The organism is Brevibacterium sp. SMBL_HHYL_HB1, assembly GCF_018208375.1.
Lineage (GTDB): Bacteria > Actinomycetota > Actinomycetes > Actinomycetales > Brevibacteriaceae > Brevibacterium > Brevibacterium intestinavium.
In genome coordinates this window covers 461,019-482,790 of sequence record NZ_CP062936.1, presented here as the reverse complement: position 1 = coordinate 482,790, position 21,772 = coordinate 461,019, and the positions used below count along the sequence as shown (strand labels likewise).

Genomic DNA, 21,772 nt, shown 5'->3' with positions numbered 1-21,772 from the left:
ACGTGGCGGCCTGTCCGCTACCCCCGGCCGACGTACCTGTGGCCGCGGCGGCTGAGCGCATCGACGACGACGGCGGTGAGCAGAACGAGCGCGGTGATGATCTGCTGCGCGTCGGAGTTGAAGCCGATGAGATAGAGACCGTTGTTGATCGCGCCGACGACGAGTGCGCCGAGGACCGCGGCCCAGGCCGAACCGCGCCCGCCGAACAGGGAGGTTCCGCCGATGACGGCCGCCGCGATCGCGTTGAGCAGATCCTGGGTGCTGACCAGGGTCGATCCCGCATTCGTCGTCACACCGGTCTTGATGAACCCGAACAGGGCGGCGAGCACCCCGGCGGTCATGAACACGCTGATGCGCACCCAGGTGACGCGGATGCCGGCCCGCCTGGCGGCCTCGACCTTGCCGCCGACGGCGTAGATCGAGCGGCCGTAGCGGGTCTTGCGCAGCACCAGGTCGATGACGATCGCGATGACCATCATGAGGAAGAAGGGCATCGCCAGGCCGAAGTCCTGGTTGACGAGGATGAGGAATCCGAAGACGATCGCGGCCAGCAGCACGATGCGCACGATGGCCGAGGTCCAGCTCGGTGCGCTCAGTCCCTCACGGTGCCGGCGCAGCTTCGAGTAGATGATGCCCGCCCCGAAGCCGGTGATCGCGATCGCTCCGAAGACATACGCCCAGATGGCTGGGAAGTAGTAGCTGGCGAAGTCGAAGGCGAAGGTTTCCGACATCGACAGGTTCTTCTGCGTGCCCAGAGTCGTCAATGTCAGGCCGGTGAACGCGAGCAGTCCGGCCAGGGTCACGACGAACGCCGGGATGCCGACGACGGCGAAGAACCATCCCTGCACGGCTCCGACGACGAGGCCGAGCAGCAGCATGATGACCAGCGCGATCAGCGGCGGCACGCCCTGCCTGACCACGAGCACCCCGAGCAGCGAGGCCGCCAGCCCGCCCAGCTGCGCCAGGGACAGATCGATCTCGCCCAGGAGCAGGATGAGGTTGATGCCCAGAGCGAGGATCGCGAGGAACGCGACCTGGGTGGAGAGGTTGACGAGATTGGCCGGGGAGATGAAATTGCTGTCGGCGGTTTGGAACACGATGACGATGACGACGAGCGCGAGGATGACCGGGAACGACCCGAGCTGGCCCTCCTTGACCCGGCGGACGAACGTGCCGATCAGTCCCTCGCTGGAGATCCGCTCATCGGTGATGAAGGAGTTGCGGGTCATCGGCGCTCACCCCTGCGTGCGGCCCTCTGGGTCACGACATTGTCACTGGCACCGGTGATGGCGGCGACGAGCACATCGGTGCGTTCGTCGCCGGGGAAGTCGCCGGCGTCCTTGCCCAGCCGCAGCACGTGGACGCGATCGGCGACGGCCTGCACATCGGCCATATTGTGGCTGACGAGCAGCACTCCCAGATCCCGCTCCTTGAGCCTTTCGATGAGGTTGAGCACCTCGGCCGTCTGCGCCACTCCGAGTGCGGCGGTCGGCTCATCGAGCATGACCAGAGACGGTTCGCCCAGCAGCGACCGGGCGATCGCGACGGTCTGGCGCTGACCGCCGGACAGGGCCGCGATCGGCACTCGCACGCTCGGGATCTTCGCCGACAGGCTGCGCAGCAGCTCCCAGGACTTCGCCTCCATGGCCACCTCATCGAGCACCGGTCCGCGGGTCTTCTCATGCCCGAGGAACAGGTTGGCCACGACGTCGAGGTTCTCGCACAGGGCCAGGTCCTGGAACACGGTGGCCACTCCGGCCTTCTGCGCGTCCTTGGGCGAGGAGAACCTCTGTCGCGCGCCGTTGATGACCAGATCGCCCTCATCGGCGGCGTGGACTCCGGCGATGACCTTGATCAGGGTCGACTTGCCGGCGCCGTTGTCGCCGACGAGGCCGACGACTTCGCCGCGGCCGACGGTGAGATGGATGTCGGTCAGGGCCTGGACGGCCCCGAACCGTTTGTTGATGCCGCGCAGTTCGAGCACGGGTTCGCTGTCGCCTCCCGGCGCCCGCGATGCAGCGGGCGCCGGTTCGGGTGTCTCAGATGTCATCTGTTCCTACTCGTCACGATCGTTTCGGCCCGAGCGTCGGCGACCGGATGGCCGCCGACGACGAGGTCGGTCACTTCACTCCTGCGTCGTCGCAGAGCTCCTTCACACTGCCGGTGCAGATGTCTTCGGCCTTGATCTGGTCGCCGACGATGTCCTTGACGGAGTCCTTCGTGACGACCTCGGCCTCGACGAAGTCGGTCGGAGTGTCCTTGTAGGTGGTTCCGCCGTCGACGTCCTCACCGGCGGCCAGCGCGACAGCGGCGTTGGCGGCGAATTCGGCCTGCGGCGGGATCGACTTGTAGATGGTCGCGTACTGATCCCCCTTGAGGATGTTCTGCAGGCCGTCGACCTCGGCGTCCTGACCGGTGATGACGGTGTCGACCTTGGCCTTGTTCACAGCGGCGATGACACCGCCGGCGGTGCCGTCGTTGGCTGCGTAGATCGCGATCGGCTCCTCACCGTCGCCCTGCAGCTGACCCTCGACCCACTGGCGGGCGTCGTCGGGGTTCCAGTCGAGGGTGTCGTGGCTGGCGGCGATGTCGACGCCGGCGTCCTCGAGGGTCTCCTCGGCGCCGGCCTTGAAGTCCGCGGCGTTGGGGTCCTTCGGATCACCGTTGACCATCCACACCGGGCCCGACGTCGGGTCGGTGCCTTCGTCTTCGAGCCCGTCGAGCACGGCCTGGCCCTGCAGGTTGCCGATCTTCTTGTTGTCGAACGAGGTGTAGTAGTCGGCGCCTTCGAAGAAGCGGTCGTAGGAGATGACCGGGATCTTCTTCGCCTGCGCCTTCGACAGCGCCGAGGACACGGCGGAAGCGTCGACGGGGTCGAGGACGATGGCGTCGACGCCCTCGGTCACGGCCGCTTCGAACTGCTGTTGCTGCTGGGTCGCGTCCTGGTTCGCGTTGCGGTATTCGACCTTCGCATCGGGGTTGGCCTCGGCGACGTACTTCTCGAAGTTCGGTTTGTCGAGGGACTCGTATCGGGTGGTCTTCGACTCGGGAAGGAGCAGCGCGATGGTGACGTCTCCGTCGCCTGAAGAACCGCTGTCGGCTTCCGCGTTTCCCTGTCCCTTCTGATTGCCGCAGCCGCTGAGCGCGAGAGCGCCGATGGCGACCGAGGCACCGAAGAGGGCCAGCTTCCTGTGGGACTTGGGCTTGTGCCTCATTGTGAACCTTTCACTCATTCTGACAACGTTGTCAGACTGGTGAATATGATTCGCCGATCGGCCCTCGGTGTCAACTGTTTCGGCCCAAAAGTCTTCACCGCCTCTCCGGCCGCTCCTCTCCGCTGCCCCGAGCGATGAGTTCAACCGGGAAGACATCTTGTCGCTCTGCCGGGTGCGCGCGTCCGCCCGCACCGAGGCGGTCGCCACTGCCGTCATCGAGGCCATCGCCTCTCCCGCCGCCGAGGCGGTCGTCACCGTCCCCGGGCTCGGCGTGCAGGCGGCCGACCGCCTCGGCGGCCATGGTCTCGACGTCCCGGTCGACGACGGTGACGTCGAGCAGTTCGGCGGTCGGGAAGTCGTCGATGCCCACGAGTGCCGGCCACTCGCCGAGACGGCGGCAGGCGTCGATGGCTCCCTGGGTGAGGGTGGCCGAGAGGGTGATGAGCGCGCTCGGGGCGCTGCGGGAGCCGAGCCAGGCGGCGACGACGTTCTTCGCGCTGGCCTCGTCATGGGCGTCTTCGCGCATATAGGCTCGCCAGCCGATGTCGCTGCGACCGGCGAAGGCCGATTGGATGCCGTCGAGGCGGCGGGTGGTGATGACAGAAGTCGAGTGGTCGCCGATGACGCCGAGGGCGCGGTGCCCGTGGTCGAGCAGCTGCTGAGCGGCCAGCCGACCGGCGTTGAGCTCGTCACCGGCCACGACGCTGATTCCGTCCCCGGTGACCGCGGGGTCGAGGGAGACGATTCTGATGGCGGAGTTCGCGGCGGCCCCGGCGTAGGTTCGCGGGGATTCGGGGTGGGCTCGGACGATGATCAGTCCGGACAGGTCATTGGCCAGGCTCTCGTCGACGAACGCCTCCTCACGGTCCGGGTCGTCCCCGATCACCGTCACCACCGGCCGCAGGTCCACGGCGGCGAGTTCGGCTTCCAGCGCGGCGAAGGCACGCGCCTGGAAGGCGTCTTCGGCATCGGAGAGGACGACGCCGACGTAGGGCGAGCGCCCACCGGCGCGCAGTCTCTTGGCTGTGGGGTTGAGGCGGAAGCCGAGTTCGGCGGCGGCTTCGGCGACCTTCTGCGCAGTCACTCGGGCGACGTGCTTCTCCCCGTTGAGCACACGGGAGGCGGTCTTGATGCTGACTCCGGCACGCGCAGCGACCGTGGCCAGCGTCGGCCGTTCGTTCTGCTTCGCCATGACCACACCTTTGAGCCCGAGGACCGGTTCGTCCTGCTGCGGTGCTCCGCACAGACGATCTCAGGAATGATACTAACCGCTGACCGGCGAAACCGTTCGCCGAGGTGGGGCTCAGCTGCGGAGCCCCACCTCGGCGACGATGGTGTTCGTCGTGGTCAGCGGGCCACAGGGTTGGGCATGGTGCCGGCGTAGAGCAGGGATTCGGCCTGGTTGCCGATGTCGACCATCTGCTTCGTGTTCCGCAGCTGCAGGCGGTTGAGGCAGGAGTGGGCGAAGCGCTGAACGCGCAGGTCGACGTCCCCGCTGACCCCGCGGGCGTGCTCGGGATGATCGGACTCGTAGTCATCGAGGACCTCGGCGACGAGCTGCCAGAAGCGCCCGGCGTCGAGCAGCCCGTCGACGTCGAGGATTCCCGACAGGTGGCGCAGGACTCCGTCGAACATGTCCGTGAACACCGACAGCGCCTTCTCCTCGCCTGAGACCACGGCGCGGATGCGTTCGACCTCGTCGGGCAGTTCGCGGTGGCCGAGCACGGCGACCTCCTCACCGATGTCCTTCATGAACGCCCCGGTGACCGAGTTGTCGTCGAGGACGAGGATGAGGTTCTCCCCGTGCGGCATGAACACGAGGTCGTGGGCGAGCAGGGCATGGACCAGCGGGCGCAGATAGGCCCGCAGGCAGCTGCGCACCCAGTCGTCCGGCTCCAGCCCCGATGCGCGGATGAGCTCGGCGACGAAGGAGCGGCCTTCGTGGTCGCGGTGGAGCAGAGCGGCCATGGTGATGAGCTTCTGACCAGGGGCGATCTTCTCGAGCGGGTTCTCTCGCCACAGAGCCGCGAGCATCTTCCGGTGCGGGTTCGTCTCCTTCGTCCGGTGGTAGACGTCGCCGGTGTAGCCGAGTGCCGCCCGCTCCCGCAGGACCCGGAACCCCGCCTCGGCGAAGGTATCGTCGGAGTCGATGAGGTCCGCGACCCAGTCGTTGATGGCCGGTGTGTCGCGCATGTACTTCGGGGACAGTCCGCGCAGGAATCCCATGTTCTGCACGGCGAGCGCGACCTTGACGTACGGTCCCGTGCGCGAGTGGTTGAAGAAGGTGCGCAGGGACTGCTGTGCCTGGTGCTCATCGCGCCCCTCCCCCAGGGGCAGCAGGTCTCCGCGGGCGATATCGGCGGCGAAGGTGATCGCCAGCCGGTGGTCGGCCTGCCACGGGTGGATCGGCATGAGGTGGAAGTCCTCGGGATCCTGCCCGGCCGCTCTGATGCGGGTGTCGAAGAGTTCGCGTTCGGCCTCGCTGAGCGCCTGGCCGAGGTGGTCCGCCTCGGCGAGTCCAACGCCTAAGGACAGATGGCTGTGCTCGCGTCTGACGGCGATCCATTCGAGGCGATTGAGTTCGCCGTTCTCCGGCGCCCACTGGCGGAAATCGGACAATCCGAAGCCGATGCGTCCGTTGTTCGCGAGGAATCCGGGGTGGCCTTCGGTCATGGCCGCCTCGGTGGTCTGGAAGTCCGCGTCGACGAGTCCGCGCGCATCCGGTCGCTTCCCGGCCCGAGCGTCCTCGAGTTTGAAGGCGGCGCTGGCCAGCGTCGAGGCGAGCTCCTCGAGGTAGGTCGAGATGAGGTCCTCGGGCAGGGCGAGGTCCTCTTGGAGTTCGACGACGAGCTCCTGCACATCGAGTGCGGCCTCGGCGCCGTCACGCCGGCGGGTGATGCTGTCTTCGTCGATGACCCAGTGCTCGAGCGGCAGCAGCCGTGCGGTGAAGGTGTAGCGAGTGCCGCCGTCGACGGCCAGCTCCCAGGTGCCGTTCCCGGCGTCCGCCGAGGCGGGGCCGCCCTCCCCGGCGTCCGCCGAGGCGTTCCCGGCGTCGGCCGAGGCGTCCCCGGCGTCGGCCGAGGCGTCCCCGGCGTCCGCGCTCACCCGCAGGGGCGCGATGAGTCGCTCATGGGCGAATTCGGACAGGGCCTTGGCCACGAGGTGGCGCTGGACGACGGCGAACGCATCGGCGTTGAGATGAGCGTAGGTGTGAGGGGCTCCGTCGTCCCGACCGCCGGCTCCGACGAGCGGTGCCAGCGCGCTCGCGTCGAAATCGGCCCGGGTGCACACGCTCACCAACGCCCGCTTCTCCGCCTCGCCCATGAGGATCCTCGCCTCGCGCACCGGTGAGAATCCTGCCGCCCAGTTCTTCTCGATGATGGCGCCATTGCGGGCGTCGGGTTCGACGACGACGCGGCAACCTCCCCGTCCGCCCTGGTCAGCGGGCCTGAGGCAGAAGTCGATGACTTCGGCCATGATGCGGTCGGTCAGACCGTGCATGGCCCGTCCGGCCGGTGGGGCGACGAGCAGGTGCATTCCGATGTCTCCCGGCCCGGTGGCCAGCACGTTCTGCGGGATGAGGCTGTCCGGGATGTAGGTCTCGACGTAGAAGCAGTCGGTGCCATCGACGGACCCGACCCAGCCGGCCTCCTCCGCCGAATCGCGGATGCCCTCGAGGTAGGCCCGGACCCCCGCCTCGTCGAGGTCGGTCATCATCCAGTAGTGGGCGCGCGGATGGCTGAGCCATTCGTGGACCCGTGCGGTGTCCCGGTCGACGTCGAGCGGTCGGATGGCCACCCTCGCCGAGGCGGCCGTCAGCTTGACGATCGAGCCCCGGGTCGGGCTCGGGGCCGGGCTCGCGTCCTCGGTGGTCGCCTCGGCCGGGGCGGTGGTCGGTGTCTCTGTCGGGTCGGTGATGAGTTCGGTGGTCATGCGTGTGACATCTCCTTGGAGTCGTCGAGGTCGAGGGCGGCGGCGGGATCGTCGTCGGGCACCCCGAAGGTCTGGAACGCGATCCGGTTCTCGATCGGATACGGTTCGCGACCGGTCACCCGGGCGAGCACGACCGAGGCCCGCCAGGGACCGAAGCCGAGGTCGGGGGCGGTGACGCCGTGGGTGTGCTCTTCCCCATTGAGGACGTGGATGGTGCCCTCGTCGTTGATCGTGTAATGCCGGCTGACGTCGAGGCGTCCGTGGGCGTCGAGGTGCACCTCGTCGCCGAGCGGGGCGAGGAAGTCCGGCACCTGCGAACGGTATCCGGTGGCCGCGACCACGGCTCCGCTGCGCCGGGTGAAGGTCTTGTCCAGTGCGGTGTTGCGGAAGTCGAGCAGATACTCGCCGCTGATCGGATCGACCGTCGCCGTCTGCAGTTCGGCCTCGGAGATGAGGGTCGTCAGCAGCGTGCGTCCGCCGCGGCTGAGCCGGTAGAGGGCGTCGTGGATGTCGTCGACGAGGTCGGCGGAGATCCCCTTGTACAGGGTGCGCTGCTCGCGGCCGACACGGTCGCGCAGGTCATCGGGCAGGGCGCGGAAGTGGTCGGTGTATTCGGGGGAGGTCATTTCGAGGGTGAGCTTCGTGTACTCCATGGGGAAGAACCTCGGCGAGCGGGTCACCCAGTCCAGTCGCACCCCGCGGTCTTCGGCATCGTCGATGAGATCCCGGTAGATCTCGGCGGCCGACTGGCCGCTGCCGACGATCGTGATCGCCCCGGATTCGAGCAGGGCCTCGCGGTTGTCGAGGTAGTCGGAGGTGTGGATGAGCGGGCCGACACCGGCCGAGCCGGCGGTCCGGGCCGATCCGTCGGCGCCGGCACCGGTCGAGCCCGCCGCACGGTGACCGGCACCGGCCTGTCCCCGAAGTCCGTGCAGGGCAGGTGGCAGCACCGGGTTCGTGCCGACGCCGAGGACGAGATGACGGGCGCGGTAGGTCTCGGTGTCCACGATCTCACCCGCGGCATCGGTCACCTCGGCGATCGCGGTGTACACGCCGTCTTCCCTGGTCACGGATACGATGCGGCGGTTCCAGCGCAGCGAGTCCAGCTGGGCGGCGACCCACCGGCAGTATTCGTCGAACTCGGCGCGCAGGGGGTAGAAGGATTCGCGGATGTAGAAGGGGTAGAGCCGGCGGCGCTCTTTGAGGAAGTTGAGGAACGAGTACGGCGAGGTCGGGTCGGCCATGGTGACGAGGTCGGCGAGGAAGGGCACCTGGATGGTCGAGCCCTCGATCATCATGCCCGGATGCCACCGGAATTCGGGGCGCTGGTCGACGAAGACGGCGTCGACGTCGGCCAGCGGTTCGGACAGTGCGGCCAGGCCGAGGCCGAAGGGTCCGATGCCGATGCCGAGGAGGTCGTGGATGTCGTGCGTGCTCATGCCGCACCTCCTTCGAGGGTGCGTCCGGCCAGGATTCCGTGTCCGGTGGCGCGGACGAGGTCGAGGACGGCGGTGATGTCGTCGAGTCCGGTGTCGGGGTTGAGCAGGGTGAGTTTGAGCCACGGGGTGCCGGCGATGACGGTGCGGGCGACGGCGGCCCGACCGGAGCGGAAGAGGACGCGGCGGATGATCGGCACGAGGTCATCGCACGTCTGCCGGTCCGCGTTCGGCGGGGCGAAGCGGAAGAGCACGGTCGACAGGTCCGAGCCGCCCAGGACTTCGAAGTCGGACTGGTCCTCGAGCAGTTCGCGCACCCTATCGGCCAGGTCGCACACGGTGTCGATCATCGCGCCGATCTCGTGCGAGCCGCGGGCCCGCAGCGTCGCCCAGAGCTTGAGCGCGTCGAAGCGGCGGGTGGTCTGCAGGGATTTGTCGACCTGGTTCGGTTCGGCCTCGGCCGACTGCGCCTCGGCCTCGGGGTTGAGGTAGTCGTGGTGGTGGATGGTCGGGGTGAACAGGTTCGCGTCCCTGACCAGCAGCGCCGAGGACGACACCGGCTGGAAGAACGTCTTGTGGAAGTCGATGGTCACCGAGGCGGCCCGCCCGATCCCGTCGAGCAGGTGGACTCGGCGCGGGGCCCAGAGCAGGCCTCCCCCGTAGGCGGCGTCGACGTGCAGCCACACGTTCGCGGCTTCGCAGACCTCGGCGATGGGCTCGAGCGGGTCGATGACCCCGAGATCCGTGGTTCCGGCGGTGGCGACGACGGCCATGGGGATGGCCCCGTTCGCCTCGATCGCCAGCAGGCTCGCTCGCAGTGCCTCGGCGTCCATGCGTCCGGCGGCATCGGTCGGCACGGTCACGACCGCCTCGGCGTCGAGGCCGAGGAGGAACGCGGCCCGGGCCACGGAGAAGTGGGCCTGGTCGGTGGCGAGGATGCGCAGTCGGAACAGCCGGTCACGGCGGGTGGGCCGGTCGGACGGGCCGCCTCGGCGGGTGGCGCTGCCGCCATCCGCGGGTGCGTCACCGGTGCCCGCGGGTGCGTCACCGGTGTCCGTGGGTGCGTCACCGGCTCCGCCGGCCCGAGCAGCGGCGGTCCCAGCGGTGCGTCCTTCGGCGAGTCCGGCAAGGACGTTTTCGCGGGCGAGGAACAGCGCCTGGAGGTTCGACTGGGTGCCTCCGGAGGTGAAGATTCCGTCGCCGTCGGCGAAGCCGAGGTGGTCGCAGGTCCAGTCGATCAGCCGCCGCTCCATGAGGGTGGCGACCTCGGACTGGTCGTAGGTGTCGACCGAGGTGTTGATGGCCGCGAGCATCGCTTCGGCGGCGACGGCAGGCACGGCGACGGGGCAGTTGAGGTGGGCGACGTAGCTGGGGTGGTGGAACCACACGGCGTTGTCGGCGTAGAGGGCGTCGACTTCACGCAGGGCTTCGGCGTTGCCGACTCCGGCGGTGTCGAGGTCGACGGCGTCGACCGCGGCCTGCAGGCCGGTGCGGTCCTTCGCCGAGGCTGCCCGCTCAGTTGTGCGGAATCGTTCGCCGAGTGAGTCGACGACGCTGTGCATGAGTGATGCGTATTCGTCAGCGCTGTGGGCGCCGAGCAGAGCATCGGTGTGGGGATGGTCGAGGGTATGAAGGGGCGCTGAGACGGGTGTCGCTTCGGTGTCGTAGAGCAGAGAAGTCGTCACTGTGAGGTTTCCTCCTTCGATGAACGAACAGCGGATCGCGGTTCGCATTAGGGAAACCTACCCTAAGTTCCTATTCGTTTCGAAGGGGTTCATCCGGCTCCGGCCACTACGGAAGTAGACGTCTGACCGGGGCCGATACCACTGCTTCCCAGCGTTCCCAGGCAAGGAGACCGCTCACACTACGGGTGCATCGGCCGCAAAACGAGCGCGTGGCATTCGTCACATCAGGGTGTGTCATCCAGCATCGTGAGACAGCCCGAGCAGTCGAACTGGCGATTCTCTGGTCGATCCGCAGCGATCCTGCCGCGGAAACCGCACTGGATCGCCCGGAGAATCGACTGCGACGCTGAAGCTCTGCTCGCCGGGCGATCGTCGAGGCGCAGGGGACGTCCACAACGGCCTGCCTATCAGTGCACCGCTCGTTGCGCCGCCGGCTTCTCCCGCCCAAACAGAGGTCGCGATCGGATGCTTCTGCTGCCGGAAAGTATCCGATAGCGACCTATTCTCCGCCGCCGACCCCCGTGCCAGACACGCAGAAACCGCAGCCTCCGCAAAAATGCGGAAACTGCGGCATTGCACACACTCGGGCATTGCCCAGACCACAGGCGACTGCGGCCCGATGAGGGAACCCGCGCCCTCAACCAGGGATCTCGCCCAGAGGCGCGCCCCCTCTGCGTCACTTCACGACGTAGTTCGGGGCCTCGACGGTCATCTGGATGTCGTGCGGGTGGCTTTCCTTCAGCCCCGCGGTGGTGAGGCGGACGAACTTGCCCTTGGCCTTGAGGTCGTCGATGGTGCGCGCGCCGACGTAGAACATCGTCTGCCGCAGACCGCCGGTGAGCTGGTGGGCGACTTGCTTGAGGTGTCCGCGGTAGGCGACGCGGCCTTCGATGCCCTCGGGGATGAGGTCGGTGTCGGTGGCGATATCGGCCTGGAAGTAGCGGTCCTTCGAGTACGACCTGCCCTTGCGCGGGGCCATCGCGCCCAGCGAGCCCATGCCTCGGTAGGCCTTGTACTGCTTGCCGTTGATGAAGATGAGCTCTCCGGGCGACTCGTTGCAGCCGGCCAGCAGCGATCCGAGCATGACGGTGTCGGCACCGGCGACCAGCGCCTTGCCGATGTCACCGGAGTACTGGAGCCCGCCGTCGCCGATGACCGGGACACCTGCGGCGCGGGCGGCCTGCGCGGCCATGTGGATCGCGGTGACCTGCGGGACGCCGACGCCGGCGACCACGCGGGTGGTGCAGATCGATCCGGGCCCCACGCCGACCTTGACGGCGTCGACGCCGGCGTCGATGAGTGCCTGAGCGCCTTCCTTCGTCGCGACGTTGCCGCCGATGATCTGGACGCCGGCGAAGGCCGGATCGGACTTGATCGTCTTGATCATGTCCGTGACTCCGCGGGCGTGGCCGTTGGCGGTGTCGACGACGAGGACGTCCGCGCCCGCCTCGGCGAGCATGCCGGCCCGGTCATAAGCGTCGCCGTAGAAGCCGACGGCCGCACCCACGCGCAGGCGGCCTTCGTCGTCCTTCGTGGCCAGGGGGTATTCCTCGGTCTTGACGAAGTCCTTGACGGTGATGAGTCCCTTGATGACGTTGTCGTCGTCGACCAGGGGCAGCTTCTCGACCTTGTGCTCGGCCAGCAGTTCGAAGGCCTTCTCCGCGGACACGCCGACGGGGGCGGTGACCAGCGGCATCTTCGTCATCGTCTCGGCCACGGTGCGGGTGGGGAATTCGCTGCGGGTGACGAAGCGCAGGTCGCGGTTGGTCACGATGCCGAGGAGGACGCCGTTGTCGTCGACGACGGGCAGTCCGGAGATCCGGTACTTGCCGCAGATCTCGTCGAGTTCGGTCAGCGTCTTGTCCGCGGTGATCGTCAGCGGGTCGTTGATCATGCCCGATTCGGAGCGCTTGACGTAGTCGACCTGGTCGGCCTGGTCCTCGGCCGAGAGGTTGCGGTGGATGATGCCCAGGCCGCCGATGCGAGCCATGGCGATGGCCATCCGCGATTCGGTGACGGTGTCCATGGCCGCGGAGACGAGCGGGATGTTGATCTCGATCTCTTTGGTCAGGCGAGTTGCAGTCGAGGCTTCTGAGGGGATGACATCGGTGTCGCCTGGCAGGAGGAGGACATCGTCATACGTGAGTCCCGTGAGGGAGAACGGATCGTTTGCGGCCGGTGATTCCTGCTCAGGATTCCCCATGAAAACAGCCTTTCGACGCGAAGATACGGTGCGTCAATGGTATCGGAGTCGAAGAGGCAGCGGCTATGGTTTCAAATCCCGAGCACTGTGAGACTGACTACACGGTTCGGTGGCGCCGGCAACGCCTTGAGCGCGGGCCCGACGCCGACCGATCCTACGAGGTCGAGCAGCCGAGGCCCTCTGCACCGGTATCTGCGCCGGTAGCCTGGATTCGTGATCAAGACTGCTCAGATCCGGATGTTTCCCGACCACGGACACCGATGGCCGCTGTGGGGCGACGTGCTTCACGACGAACTGTGCCTCAAACCCTCTGACCTCCATCTGTCCGATGACCTCACTCTGGAGCTTCGGTCGCTCTATGACTTCTGGGAACGACATGAGACCAGCTGCTGGACGACGCCGACTCCCACCGGGTGGGACTCGAACGAGAATCTTCGCGTGTGGGAGTTGGCTGCAGCCGAAGCGAAACGTCGCCTTGCCGATGAGGTCGCTCAGTACGGCATCACCGTGGAGCAGTAGTCGGCCCGAACCCGCCCCGGGCTGGACTCCACGCAGTCGGCTCAGGACCCCACGGGTCCGGAACGAACGCCCGAGACCCTCAGCGGCCCTCCCCGACCGAGCGCGCGAGGTCGAGTGTCGAGGCTTCCGAATCGTCGAGGTGGATGCGCAGCAGACCTTCGGCTCCCTGCCGATCGCCTGACTTCATCTTCTCGAGGATCTCGCGGTGCGGGTCGGCCCAGTGCGAGTGGTACTTGCCGGGTTCGGGCGAGCGGGAGAACGTCGTCGACAGCCGGGCCATGAGGTTGAGGTAGAACTCGTCGAGCAGCGGGGAACCGAGCAGACCGACGATGGCCCGGTGGAAGGAGGCCGAATGCTCCTGCGCATCGGCCCAGGTCTCATTCTTCGGTGCGGTCTCGGCACGGATGACCGAGGCTTCGACGGCGGCCATCGCCTCGTCGGTGGCGTCCTGGGATTCCTGGACGGCGCGGATCTCGAAGACTCGGCGGGCGCGGTAGAAGTCCTTGAGTTCCTCGATGCCGAAGGTCGACACGAAGAATCCGCGGTTGGGCTCCTGGGTCAGCAGTCCCGCGTGGCGCAGGAGGCTGAGCGATTCGCGTGCGGTGTTGCGCGAGACGTTGAATTCCTTGGCCAGGGCGCCATCGCGGACTGGGCTCCCGGCCGGGTACTCGCCGTTGGTGATGCGGGTGCGGACAAGGTCGACGATGGCCTCTGACGTGCATCCGGGGGCAGTTGGACTCATGGCACCAGGTTACCGTGTCCGCGTCGAACGTGGGGTCAACTGCGGCACCGGTCCGGCCGAGCCCGATGGCTCAGGTCACCGGGACGGAGGCCGCGTCGAGGCTCAGCTGTGTCGTGAATCGGCGCGGGCGTCCCGTCTGCGGATCCGCGAATGCGAGCTCCGCGGCCACCAGCTGCAGCGGTGAGCTGAAGTCGTAGGGATCCGGGGCGAGATCGACCGGATACACCGGGTCGCCGAGGATGGGCAGTCCGAGCGCGTTCATGTGCACCCGCAGCTGGTGGGTCCTGCCCGTGATCGGTTCGAGTTCGTACTCGGCGACCCCCGCCTCGCGCACTTGCCGATCTCCCGCCTCGGTCCCTCGCCGAGGCGGCCCTGCGCTGACCGCGGAGCGTTCCGGTGGGGTGATGGTCCTGATCAGGCGGATGCGGCTAGTCGCGTTCGCCTCGCCGTCGACTTCGAGGACCTGCCGGCCTCCGTCGGGTTTGACCAGCCGCGACTGCCGCACCAGCGGCAATTCCAGTCCTTCCGGTGGGGCCGGCGCCAATGCCCGGTAGGTCTTCGTGACCAGTCGGTCTTGGAACAGTCGTTGATAGCGGCCGCGGGTCTCCGGTCTCTTCGAGAGGATGAGCAGTCCTGCGGTGATCCGGTCGAGGCGGTGGATGGCCACGAGGTCCGGCAGATCGAGGTCGACGCGCAGCCGGGTGACGACGCATTCGCGAACGAACCGGCCGTTGGGGGTGCTGGCGAGGAAATGGGGTTTGTCGACGACGAGCAGGTCCTCGTCCTCGAACACGATGCCGACCTCGAAGGGGATCCGCTCCTCGGCCGGGACCGGACGATGGAAGAAGTAGAACCCGCCGGGGATGACCGCATCATCCCAGGCCACCGCACGGCCCGCCTCGTCGCGCATATCGCCTTCGGTCAGCAGGCTGCGGCGCGCGGCCGGACTCGCCTCGGGGAATTCGGATTCGAGCCACTCCCCTATCGAGTCGGGAACGGGCAGGTGGTTCTTCGCGTGGGTGGCCCTCCCGCCGGGGGCGCGCAGCGCGGTGGCCGAGATCCCCTCTCGAGGCGGAAGCGGACTGCGAGGCATGCCCTCAGTCTACGACCATGAGACGGGCAGGATTCTCCGCACGACTGCGCGCACCTGCCAGCAGCCGCGACATCCGCGCGGCCAAGACGACTCCTCGACCGGTCAGCCCCTATGCTGGAGGCCATGGACCACACCGAATCAACGGAGACATTTTTCAGTGAGAAGGTCGTCACTCCGATTGTTCTGGGCCTGTTCGCCAACGACGAATGGGATTCCATCGCGTTGATCCGCGACCCCGAGGACGCACGCCGGCTCATCGTCCGAGTCGTCGTCTGCGGAGAGGCCGCCGAGGTCCTCCTCGACTATCCGGGCAGCGCGGAGAGCCTCTTCGACACGCAACAGCGTCTCGTCGACGAGCTCAAGTCCTTCATCGAGGGCTCCGAGTTCGCCGCCCGTCGGACCGCGGAGTGGGAGGCCGATGCCGACAGCGCCGACGGTCGCCCGCCGGTGGTGTCCCGCACTCCCCGACCCGATTTCGACGGTCCTGCCGACTGCACTCTGCGCCGACGCCGGATCGGCTCCCGGCCCCTGCGCGTCGATCGCCGTCGCTGCCTGTCGGCCCACCGCCGCAGCTGAGCCCGAGGCCGGACGACCGCAGCCGGCATCGGCTCCTCGAGCCAGCATCGCCCCTCGGGCCCGCGTCGACTCCTCGGGTCCGCATCGCCCCTCCGGCCTGCCGCGGCCCCTCAGGCCCGCCTCGGCCTCTCAGGCCCGCCTCGGCCTCTCAGGCCCGATCGACGAGGAAGTCGATCTCGACCCCGGCCGGAAGAGCACCGTACTCCCGACCGCGATCGGCGCCCAGGCGGGCCGTGGCGAAGCTCGCGGCCACCTCGGCGGGGGCCGATTCGAAGAGGATCGCCGACTGCATGAGCAGCGCCATCTTCTCCACGAGCACTCGGCCGCGGGACTGCAGCGCCGCGAGCGCGCTCGGATCGCCTCCGGAGACGTCCTCGACCGCCGACTGCAGCGATCGGGCCAGGGACTCGAAGGCGGAGTCGAAGTCCGCATGCCGGCCCAGACCGGTCTCGAGGAAGCCGAGGAACGACTTCGCAGTCCGCGGCTCACGCGCCAGGGCCCGCAGCACATCGAGGACGATGACGTTGCCCGAGCCCTCCCACACGGCCATCACCGGCTGTTCGCGGTAGCGCCTGGCCAGAGGGAAGGACTCCGTGTATCCGTTGCCGCCGAGGCATTCGAGGGACTCATAGGCGTGTTCGGGACCGCGTTTGCAGATCCAGTACTTGCCGACCGCCGTGGCCAGTCGCCGGAAGTCCGCGGCATCGGAGCTCTCATCGTCGTAGGCGGCCGCCAGGTGCAGTGAGGCATAGGTCGCGGCCTCGGCCTCGAGCTGGAGGTCGGCGAGCACTGCGCGCATGAGCGGGGCGTCGATGAGCGTGGTGCCGAAGGCCGCGCGGGACCGGGCGTGCCAGGCCGCCTCGGCGACGGATTGGCGCATGCCCGCGGCCGTTCCGAGCACGCAGTCGAGCCGGGTCCGGGAGACCATCTCGATGATCGTGCGCACTCCCCTGCCGGGCTCGCCGAGCAGCCAGCCGACGGTCGAATCGAACTCGACTTCGGAGGAGGCGTTGGACTTGTTGCCGAGCTTGTCCTTGAGCCGTTGGATGCGCACCGTATTGAGTTCTCCGCCGGGCAGCACTCGGGGCACGACGAAGCAGCTGGGCCCCTCGTCGAGCTGGGCGATGACGAGGAAGGCGTCGGACTGCGGGGCCGAGCAGAACCACTTGTGGCCGGTGATGAGGTAGTGATCGCCCGCGGCCACGGCCCGTGTGGTGTTCGCGCGGATGTCCGATCCGCCCTGCTTCTCCGTCATCGCCATGCCGAAGGTCACGGCGGACTTCTCGGCCGGGTCGATGCGTCGCGGGTCGTAGTCGTGCGAAGTCACCTTCGGCAGCCAGAAGTCCGCGAGCTGCCGGTCAGCGTGCAGCGAGGGCACGACGGCGTGGGTCATCGACACGGGACAGGCATGGCCGGGTTCGATCTGGGACAGCAGCATGAACCGTGCGGCCCGCTCGACATTGGCGCCCGGACCGGGGTTCGCCCAGGCATGCGAGTGGGCGCCGCTGCGCAGTGCTTCGCCGATGATCCGGTGGTAGGACGGGTGGAATTCGATGTCGTCGATGCGGTTGCCCCACTCGTCGTGGGTGCGCAGCCGAGGGCCGTGTTCATTGGCCAGCCGGGCGTCATCGATGAAGCCCGCACTGCCGACGAGGCCGCCGAGGCGTTCGAGTTCGTCCCGCGGCGCCTGCGGCGCGTAGCGGTCGACGGCCTCATTGAGAGCGGTGTTGAGGGTGAATTCGTTGACGTCCCGCCGAGGCGGCGCCTGGTTGAACACCGCATGTGTGGTGTGCGGCGCGGTCGGTGCGGTGACGGGTTCGGCGGTCATGTCTCTCCTAGAGCGGATCGGGTGAAGGCGGACAGGGCGCTGATGAGCGCTTCGATATCGGACGGTGCCGGTGCGCTCGGGTTGAGGACGTCGACGAGGTTCTCCGCGATGCCGCCGACGATGAATCGAGCGACCACCTCGGCGGGGGCGGTCTGTCCTGCTCCCCCGGCGGTCTGCGACGGAGCGTCGGCCACCTCGGCGGGGGTGGTCTGCGCGTGGTCGCCGGCCCGGCCGCGGACCCGGTCGAGTCCGGCGGCGATGGCCGCGACGTAGCCGCGGCGGAGGATGAGGCGTTCGAGCTGGACAGCGTCGGGAACCTCTTCGAACAGCAGGGCGTGGGCCAGACGGCGACCGGCCACGGCGCGGCGGACGAAGACCTCGGTCACCGACTCCGCGATCGCGGCGGCGCTGCCCGCCTGCGTAACGGCCGCCTCGATGACGGCCAGTTCGTGGCCGGAGGCGCGGGCGAACACGGATCGCAGCAGCTCATCGCGATTCGGATAGTAGGTGTAGATGAGCCCGGCGCTGCACTCGGCCTCGCGGGCGACGGCGGCGACGGTGGCGGAGGCGAACCCGCCTCGGGCGATGACATGGCGTGCGGCGCTTTCGATGCTCGTCCGTCGCTGCTGGGCATTGGCCCGGGTGCGCGCGGTCGGTCGGTAGACCATTCCTCACCCCTCCTCGGCGACGGACTCCGTTCGGAAATGCATCTTCCCTCAAGAAATGAATCGTGATTCAATTGTATTGAGTATGACACTCGTCACAAGGAGAAGCAATGAAGCTCGGCACGATGCTCGATACGACAGTCCACCGTGATCCGCAGAAGGAGGCGCTGGTCTACGGCGACGAGCGCTTCACCTATGCACAGCTGCGCAGCCGCGCGCTCAAGGCCGCCCGCGTGCTCGAGGACAGCGGGGTGGGCCCCGGCGATGTCGTGGGCATCATGACCTTCAACGTCCCCGGCTTCGTCTTCGCCGCCTTCGGCGCCTGGTACCTCGGGGCCACCGTCGTGCCGGTCAACCACAAGATGTAGGCGCCCGAGGTCGCGTACACGATCGACCACTCCGGGGCCCGGCTGGGCATCGTCAGCGCCGAGCTCGCCGAGACCGCCCGGGCCGGTGCGCCGGACATCCCCTGGCTCGAGACCGAGTCGGACGCGACCGACAGCTTCGATGCCAGGCTCGAGGCCGCCGCGGAGGCCGTGCCCGGCGACTTCACCGATGAGCAGGTCGCCCAGATCCTCTACACCTCGGGTACGACGAGCGCGCCGAAGGGCTGCGTGCACACCCACCGCAGCATCGCGCAGGTCGCCACGCTCATCAACCTCAATATGGGCTACCGGAGCGATGACCGCTACCTGGTCTGCATGCCGATCTGGCATTCGGCCCCGCTCAACATCTGCCTCCTGCCGACGATCCAGACCGGCGGCACCGTCGTCCTGCAGCGGTCCTATCATCCGGTCGATTCGATGACGATCATCGCCGAGGAGGCCGTGACCACCTTCTTCGGCCCGACCGTGGCCTACGTCGCCCCGATCATGACCGCGAAGAAGATGGGCATCGACTTCTCCGACTACGACTTCTCGACCATCCGCCGGTGGAACTACGGCGGTTCGCCGATCGACCGTGCCACGGCGGCGATGCTCATCGAGACCTATGGGACCGATCAGTTCAACAATCTCTTCGGCATGAGCGAAATGGGACCCACCGGCTGCCTGCTGCGGCCCGAGGACCAGCTGCGCAAGGCGGGTTCGGTCGGGCGGACGGCGATGATCGGCAATGCGATGCGCGTGGTCAAGGCCGACGGCACCGAGGCGGGTCCCGGCGAGACCGGTGAGATCTGGTTCTCCGGCGACACCCGCATGCGCGAGTACCTCGGCAATCCCGAAGCGACCGCAGCGGCCTTCGAGGGAGAGTGGTATCGGACCGGCGACATCGCCAGACTCGATGAGGACGGCTTCCTGTTCATCGTCGACCGGTCGAAGGACATCATCATCGTCGGCGGTGAGAACGTCTACTCCCTCGAGGTCGAGGAGGCCATCATAGCCCATGAGCGCGTCGCCGATGTCGCCGTCGTGGCCAAACCCGATCCCCAGTGGGGCGAGCAGGTCGTCGCGTTCATCACCACCGTCGACGGTTCGCAGTTCGGCGTCGAGGAGCTGCGGGACTACCTGGCCGACAAGCTCGCCCGCTACAAGCTGCCCCGCGAGGTCATCGTCACCGATGACCTGCCGCGCAATCCCTCGGGCAAGCTGCTCAAGCACAAGCTGCGCGCCGAGGTCGCCGCTGCGGGATGAGGTGCCGCCGACTGTGCGGGTCGGCCCCGCGCCGAGGTCGCCGCTGCGGGGTGAGGCTGACCCCTCGGTCGTCCCCGGCAGCCCTCAGTCGCGCCCGACGTCGTCAGTCGCGCCCGGCAGTCCCCGCCGGGCGTCGGGTGCGCAGGTCGGGACTGTGACGCTGGAGGGCTGAAGCGACGGCCGCGGCCGCACGAGTCGCCGGATTCCTCGTCACGACGGCGAAGGTCACCTCCGGCAGCGTCGGCAGCCGCGGCTCGTCGATGATGACCGTCCCTTCGGGCAGGAGCGAGCTCGCGAACGGCATGATGCCCAACCCGCCGAGCACCGCCGCCCGCAGTCCCGCCAGGCTCGTCGAGGTCGCGGCCGTCGAATGCGCAGAGCCCTCGCGCTCCAGCAGGTCCAGGGCCGCCTCCCGGGTGACGCTGGGACGCGGGTAGAGCACGAGCGGAATGTGCTCCTCGACGTCGAGGTCGAACCCGGGCCGGGCGACCCAGACCAGCGCCTCGGTGAAGAGTTCGTGAGAGGCAAAGGACACGGAGTCGACGCGTGCCCGCGGGCGCATGGCGAGGATGATGTCGAGCTCTCCGGCGCGCAGCTGCCGGTGCAGAGTCGCGCTGAGTTCGACGGACAGGACGACTTCGAGGTGCGGAAGCTCCCGACGCAGCTGCTCGAGGAAGTCGGGCAGGTGGGTGAAGGCGAAGTCCTCGGACACGCCGAAGCGGACCCGTTCGCGGTGCGGGAGGTCTCGGGCGCTGAGGATCGCTTCATCCATCATGGCGGTGATCTGCTGTGCGTAGCTGAGCAGCCGCTCGCCCGCCGGGGTGAGTTCCACGCTGTGGGTGTCGCGGCTGAGAAGCGTCCTTCCCACCGTGGCCTCCAGCTGGCGGATCTGGCTGCTGGCCGCGGACTGACTCACGCCGAGCCGCCTCGCCGCGCGGGTGAAGCTCTCCTCGGAACTGACCGCGATGAAGGTGCGGAGATGGCGCTGGCTCAACTCGGTGGACATGCTTATCAAATTATCCGATAACAGTATCCAGCTCAATGACGTTATCAGCATGCCGTTTCGATGCGAATCTGGTCCTATGAGTATCTTCCGCCGTCTTCGCATCGACCCGTTCCTGGCTGCCCTGGTGCTCATCCCGGTGGTGGCGACGCTGTTTCCCGTTCGCGATGGGGCCGCCGAGGCGCTCGACACTCTGACCATCGCCGCGATCTGTCTGCTCTTCTTCCTCCACGGCGCGAAGCTCGCCCCCGCTCAGACGCTCGCCGGCTTCCGGCGGTGGCCGTTCCAGCTTCTCGTGCTCATCGGCACCTTCGTGCTCTTCCCGGCGATCGGCTTGCTCATCACGCTTCTGCCGACGGCCATCATCAGCCCGGTCATCGCGACGGGCTTCCTCTTCCTCTGTCTGCTGCCCTCGACCGTGCAGTCCTCGATTGCGTTCACGTCGGTCGCTCGCGGCAATGTGGCCCTGGCCGTGAGTTCGGCGTCCGTATCGAATGTCCTCGGCGTGATCGTCACGCCCCTGCTCGCGGCCGCGCTGCTGGGCTCGCGGGTCGAGGTGACCCCGCAGTCGTTCCTCGAGATCATCGGCGAGCTCGTCATCCCCTTCATCGCCGGTCAGCTGCTGCACCGGCACATCGGCTCCTGGCTGGCCAAGCACCGCATCCTCGTGTCCATCGTCGATCAGGGGTCGGTCCTGCTCGTCGTCTATGCCGCATTCAGCACCGGCGTCACGCAGGGACTGTGGACGATCGTTCCGCCGGTGGATCTGCTCAAGGTCATCGCCCTGTCCTCGGTCCTGCTGGCCCTCGTGCTCGGCATCTTCATCGGCCTGGGCCGAGTGTTCAGGTTCGATCGGGCCGATCGCATCGTGCTCCTGTTCTGCGGTTCGAAGAAGAGTCAGGTCAGCGGCCTGCCGATGGCGTTCCTCCTCTTCCCCGCCGAGGATGTCGGCGTCTACGTTCTGCCGCTGATGATCTTCCACATCATCCAGCTCCTCGTCTGCGCCGTCATCGCCAAGCACTACGCACGCCTGGCCGTCGAGGAGGAGGAACAGTCCGCGGCCTCGACGACCGAGGACGAGAATCGAGCCGCCCCGGACGCCGGCGGGAACTCAGCGGTCGACAGCGCCGAATCCGCTCACCGACGTTGAGGACGCACGCGGAGACGGACCGGATGTGTGGCCAATCCGTCAACGAGGGTGTGGAGGCGGATCAGCTCCTGCTCCCTCTGTCTGTCGGTGGCC

17 protein-coding genes and 1 pseudogene are annotated in these 21,772 nt (G+C 67.8%); 5 read left to right on the top strand and 13 right to left on the bottom strand.

Annotation, left to right across the window (positions count from 1 at the left end; all coding sequences use genetic code 11):
- Nucleotides 1–17: 17 nt before the first annotated feature.
- The 8 genes from IG171_RS02265 to guaB all read right to left on the bottom strand — a co-directional run bounded on the left by IG171_RS02265 (nt 18) and on the right by guaB (nt 12,472).
- Nucleotides 18–1,229: an ABC transporter permease gene (locus tag IG171_RS02265; protein WP_212129591.1), complete on the bottom strand. Its 1,212-nt coding sequence runs from the start codon at nt 1,227–1,229 to the stop codon at nt 18–20.
- Complete coding sequence (locus tag IG171_RS02260) at nt 1,226–2,050, bottom strand: ATP-binding cassette domain-containing protein (protein ID WP_212129590.1); 825 nt, start codon at nt 2,048–2,050, stop codon at nt 1,226–1,228. Before IG171_RS02260 ends, IG171_RS02265 begins: the two co-directional genes overlap by 4 nt.
- Before the next feature lie 70 nt (nt 2,051–2,120).
- Nucleotides 2,121–3,215 carry a substrate-binding domain-containing protein gene (locus IG171_RS02255; protein WP_212129589.1) on the bottom strand — a complete coding sequence of 365 codons (1,095 nt, stop codon included), beginning with the start codon at nt 3,213–3,215 and terminating at the stop codon, nt 2,121–2,123.
- Nucleotides 3,216–3,309: 94 nt separating this feature from the next.
- A complete protein-coding gene (locus IG171_RS02250) occupies nt 3,310–4,407 on the bottom strand; it encodes a LacI family DNA-binding transcriptional regulator (protein WP_212129588.1) in 1,098 nt (365 codons plus the stop codon).
- Between the two features lie 155 nt (nt 4,408–4,562).
- Complete coding sequence (locus IG171_RS02245; protein WP_212129586.1) at nt 4,563–7,148, bottom strand: GNAT family N-acetyltransferase; 2,586 nt, start codon at nt 7,146–7,148, stop codon at nt 4,563–4,565.
- The gene (locus IG171_RS02240; RefSeq protein ID WP_212129584.1) at nt 7,145–8,587 is read right to left on the bottom strand and encodes a SidA/IucD/PvdA family monooxygenase; all 1,443 of its coding nucleotides are present in this window, start codon (nt 8,585–8,587) and stop codon (nt 7,145–7,147) included. Before IG171_RS02240 ends, IG171_RS02245 begins: the two co-directional genes overlap by 4 nt.
- Entirely contained in the window at nt 8,584–10,146 is a 1,563-nt protein-coding gene (locus IG171_RS02235; protein WP_249204374.1) for a pyridoxal-dependent decarboxylase, read from the bottom strand. Before IG171_RS02235 ends, IG171_RS02240 begins: the two co-directional genes overlap by 4 nt.
- A gap of 799 nt (nt 10,147–10,945) precedes the next feature.
- Nucleotides 10,946–12,472: an IMP dehydrogenase gene (gene guaB, locus IG171_RS02230; protein ID WP_212129580.1), complete on the bottom strand. Its 1,527-nt coding sequence runs from the start codon at nt 12,470–12,472 to the stop codon at nt 10,946–10,948.
- 213 nt (nt 12,473–12,685) lie between these two features.
- Here guaB and IG171_RS02225 point away from each other — a divergent pair, with 213 nt between their 5' ends.
- Entirely contained in the window at nt 12,686–12,991 is a 306-nt protein-coding gene (locus IG171_RS02225) for a hypothetical protein (protein ID WP_212129578.1), read from the top strand.
- Nucleotides 12,992–13,070: 79 nt separating this feature from the next.
- Here the strand turns inward: IG171_RS02225 and IG171_RS02220 are convergent, their stop codons facing one another.
- Both IG171_RS02220 and IG171_RS02215 read right to left on the bottom strand, forming a co-directional pair.
- Complete coding sequence (locus IG171_RS02220) at nt 13,071–13,733, bottom strand: GntR family transcriptional regulator (RefSeq protein ID WP_212129576.1); 663 nt, start codon at nt 13,731–13,733, stop codon at nt 13,071–13,073.
- A gap of 70 nt (nt 13,734–13,803) precedes the next feature.
- Nucleotides 13,804–14,826: a pseudouridine synthase gene (locus IG171_RS02215; RefSeq protein WP_212129574.1), complete on the bottom strand. Its 1,023-nt coding sequence runs from the start codon at nt 14,824–14,826 to the stop codon at nt 13,804–13,806.
- Between the two features lie 123 nt (nt 14,827–14,949).
- Here IG171_RS02215 and IG171_RS02210 point away from each other — a divergent pair, with 123 nt between their 5' ends.
- On the top strand, nt 14,950–15,402 hold the full coding sequence (locus IG171_RS02210; RefSeq protein ID WP_212129572.1) for a hypothetical protein: 453 nt from the start codon (nt 14,950–14,952) through the stop codon (nt 15,400–15,402).
- A 148-nt stretch (nt 15,403–15,550) separates the two neighbouring features.
- Here the strand turns inward: IG171_RS02210 and IG171_RS02205 are convergent, their stop codons facing one another.
- Both IG171_RS02205 and IG171_RS02200 read right to left on the bottom strand, forming a co-directional pair.
- Complete coding sequence (locus IG171_RS02205; protein ID WP_212129570.1) at nt 15,551–17,230, bottom strand: acyl-CoA dehydrogenase family protein; 1,680 nt, start codon at nt 17,228–17,230, stop codon at nt 15,551–15,553.
- Entirely contained in the window at nt 17,227–17,898 is a 672-nt protein-coding gene (locus tag IG171_RS02200) for a TetR/AcrR family transcriptional regulator (protein ID WP_212129568.1), read from the bottom strand. Before IG171_RS02200 ends, IG171_RS02205 begins: the two co-directional genes overlap by 4 nt.
- Before the next feature lie 107 nt (nt 17,899–18,005).
- On the opposite strand from IG171_RS02200, the pseudogene IG171_RS18970 reads away from it, so the two are divergent.
- Nucleotides 18,006–19,046, top strand: a pseudogene (locus IG171_RS18970) (AMP-binding protein); the annotation flags it as partial.
- A 45-nt stretch (nt 19,047–19,091) separates the two neighbouring features.
- Entirely contained in the window at nt 19,092–19,526 is a 435-nt protein-coding gene (locus IG171_RS19305) for a hypothetical protein (RefSeq protein ID WP_349252161.1), read from the top strand.
- Nucleotides 19,527–19,629: 103 nt separating this feature from the next.
- Here the strand turns inward: IG171_RS19305 and IG171_RS02185 are convergent, their stop codons facing one another.
- Nucleotides 19,630–20,532 carry a LysR family transcriptional regulator gene (locus IG171_RS02185; RefSeq protein WP_212129562.1) on the bottom strand — a complete coding sequence of 301 codons (903 nt, stop codon included), beginning with the start codon at nt 20,530–20,532 and terminating at the stop codon, nt 19,630–19,632.
- 76 nt (nt 20,533–20,608) lie between these two features.
- Here IG171_RS02185 and IG171_RS02180 point away from each other — a divergent pair, with 76 nt between their 5' ends.
- Nucleotides 20,609–21,679 (top strand): bile acid:sodium symporter family protein, encoded by a 1,071-nt coding sequence (locus IG171_RS02180; RefSeq protein ID WP_212129560.1) that lies wholly within the window; start codon nt 20,609–20,611, stop codon nt 21,677–21,679.
- The last annotated feature ends 93 nt before the right edge of the window (nt 21,680–21,772 follow it).

What these genes read in the sequence shown, in the direction of transcription:
- IG171_RS02255 (WP_212129589.1), bottom strand. Translation starts at nt 3,215, where the DNA reads ATGAGGCACAAGCCCAAGTCCCACAGGAAGCTGGCCCTCTTCGGTGCC.
- guaB (WP_212129580.1), bottom strand. Translation starts at nt 12,472, where the DNA reads ATGGGGAATCCTGAGCAGGAATCACCGGCCGCAAACGATCCGTTCTCC.
- IG171_RS02220 (WP_212129576.1), bottom strand. Translation starts at nt 13,733, where the DNA reads ATGAGTCCAACTGCCCCCGGATGCACGTCAGAGGCCATCGTCGACCTT.
- IG171_RS02240 (WP_212129584.1), bottom strand. Translation starts at nt 8,587, where the DNA reads ATGAGCACGCACGACATCCACGACCTCCTCGGCATCGGCATCGGACCC.
- IG171_RS02185 (WP_212129562.1), bottom strand. Translation starts at nt 20,532, where the DNA reads ATGTCCACCGAGTTGAGCCAGCGCCATCTCCGCACCTTCATCGCGGTC.
- IG171_RS02245 (WP_212129586.1), bottom strand. Translation starts at nt 7,148, where the DNA reads ATGACCACCGAACTCATCACCGACCCGACAGAGACACCGACCACCGCC.
- IG171_RS02180 (WP_212129560.1), top strand. Translation starts at nt 20,609, where the DNA reads ATGAGTATCTTCCGCCGTCTTCGCATCGACCCGTTCCTGGCTGCCCTG.
- IG171_RS02205 (WP_212129570.1), bottom strand. Translation starts at nt 17,230, where the DNA reads ATGACCGCCGAACCCGTCACCGCACCGACCGCGCCGCACACCACACAT.
- IG171_RS02235 (WP_249204374.1), bottom strand. Translation starts at nt 10,146, where the DNA reads ATGCACAGCGTCGTCGACTCACTCGGCGAACGATTCCGCACAACTGAG.
- IG171_RS02215 (WP_212129574.1), bottom strand. Translation starts at nt 14,826, where the DNA reads ATGCCTCGCAGTCCGCTTCCGCCTCGAGAGGGGATCTCGGCCACCGCG.
- IG171_RS02265 (WP_212129591.1), bottom strand. Translation starts at nt 1,229, where the DNA reads ATGACCCGCAACTCCTTCATCACCGATGAGCGGATCTCCAGCGAGGGA.
- IG171_RS02260 (WP_212129590.1), bottom strand. Translation starts at nt 2,050, where the DNA reads ATGACATCTGAGACACCCGAACCGGCGCCCGCTGCATCGCGGGCGCCG.
- IG171_RS02210 (WP_212129572.1), top strand. Translation starts at nt 14,950, where the DNA reads ATGGACCACACCGAATCAACGGAGACATTTTTCAGTGAGAAGGTCGTC.
- IG171_RS19305 (WP_349252161.1), top strand. Translation starts at nt 19,092, where the DNA reads ATGCGCGAGTACCTCGGCAATCCCGAAGCGACCGCAGCGGCCTTCGAG.
- IG171_RS02250 (WP_212129588.1), bottom strand. Translation starts at nt 4,407, where the DNA reads ATGGCGAAGCAGAACGAACGGCCGACGCTGGCCACGGTCGCTGCGCGT.
- IG171_RS02200 (WP_212129568.1), bottom strand. Translation starts at nt 17,898, where the DNA reads ATGGTCTACCGACCGACCGCGCGCACCCGGGCCAATGCCCAGCAGCGA.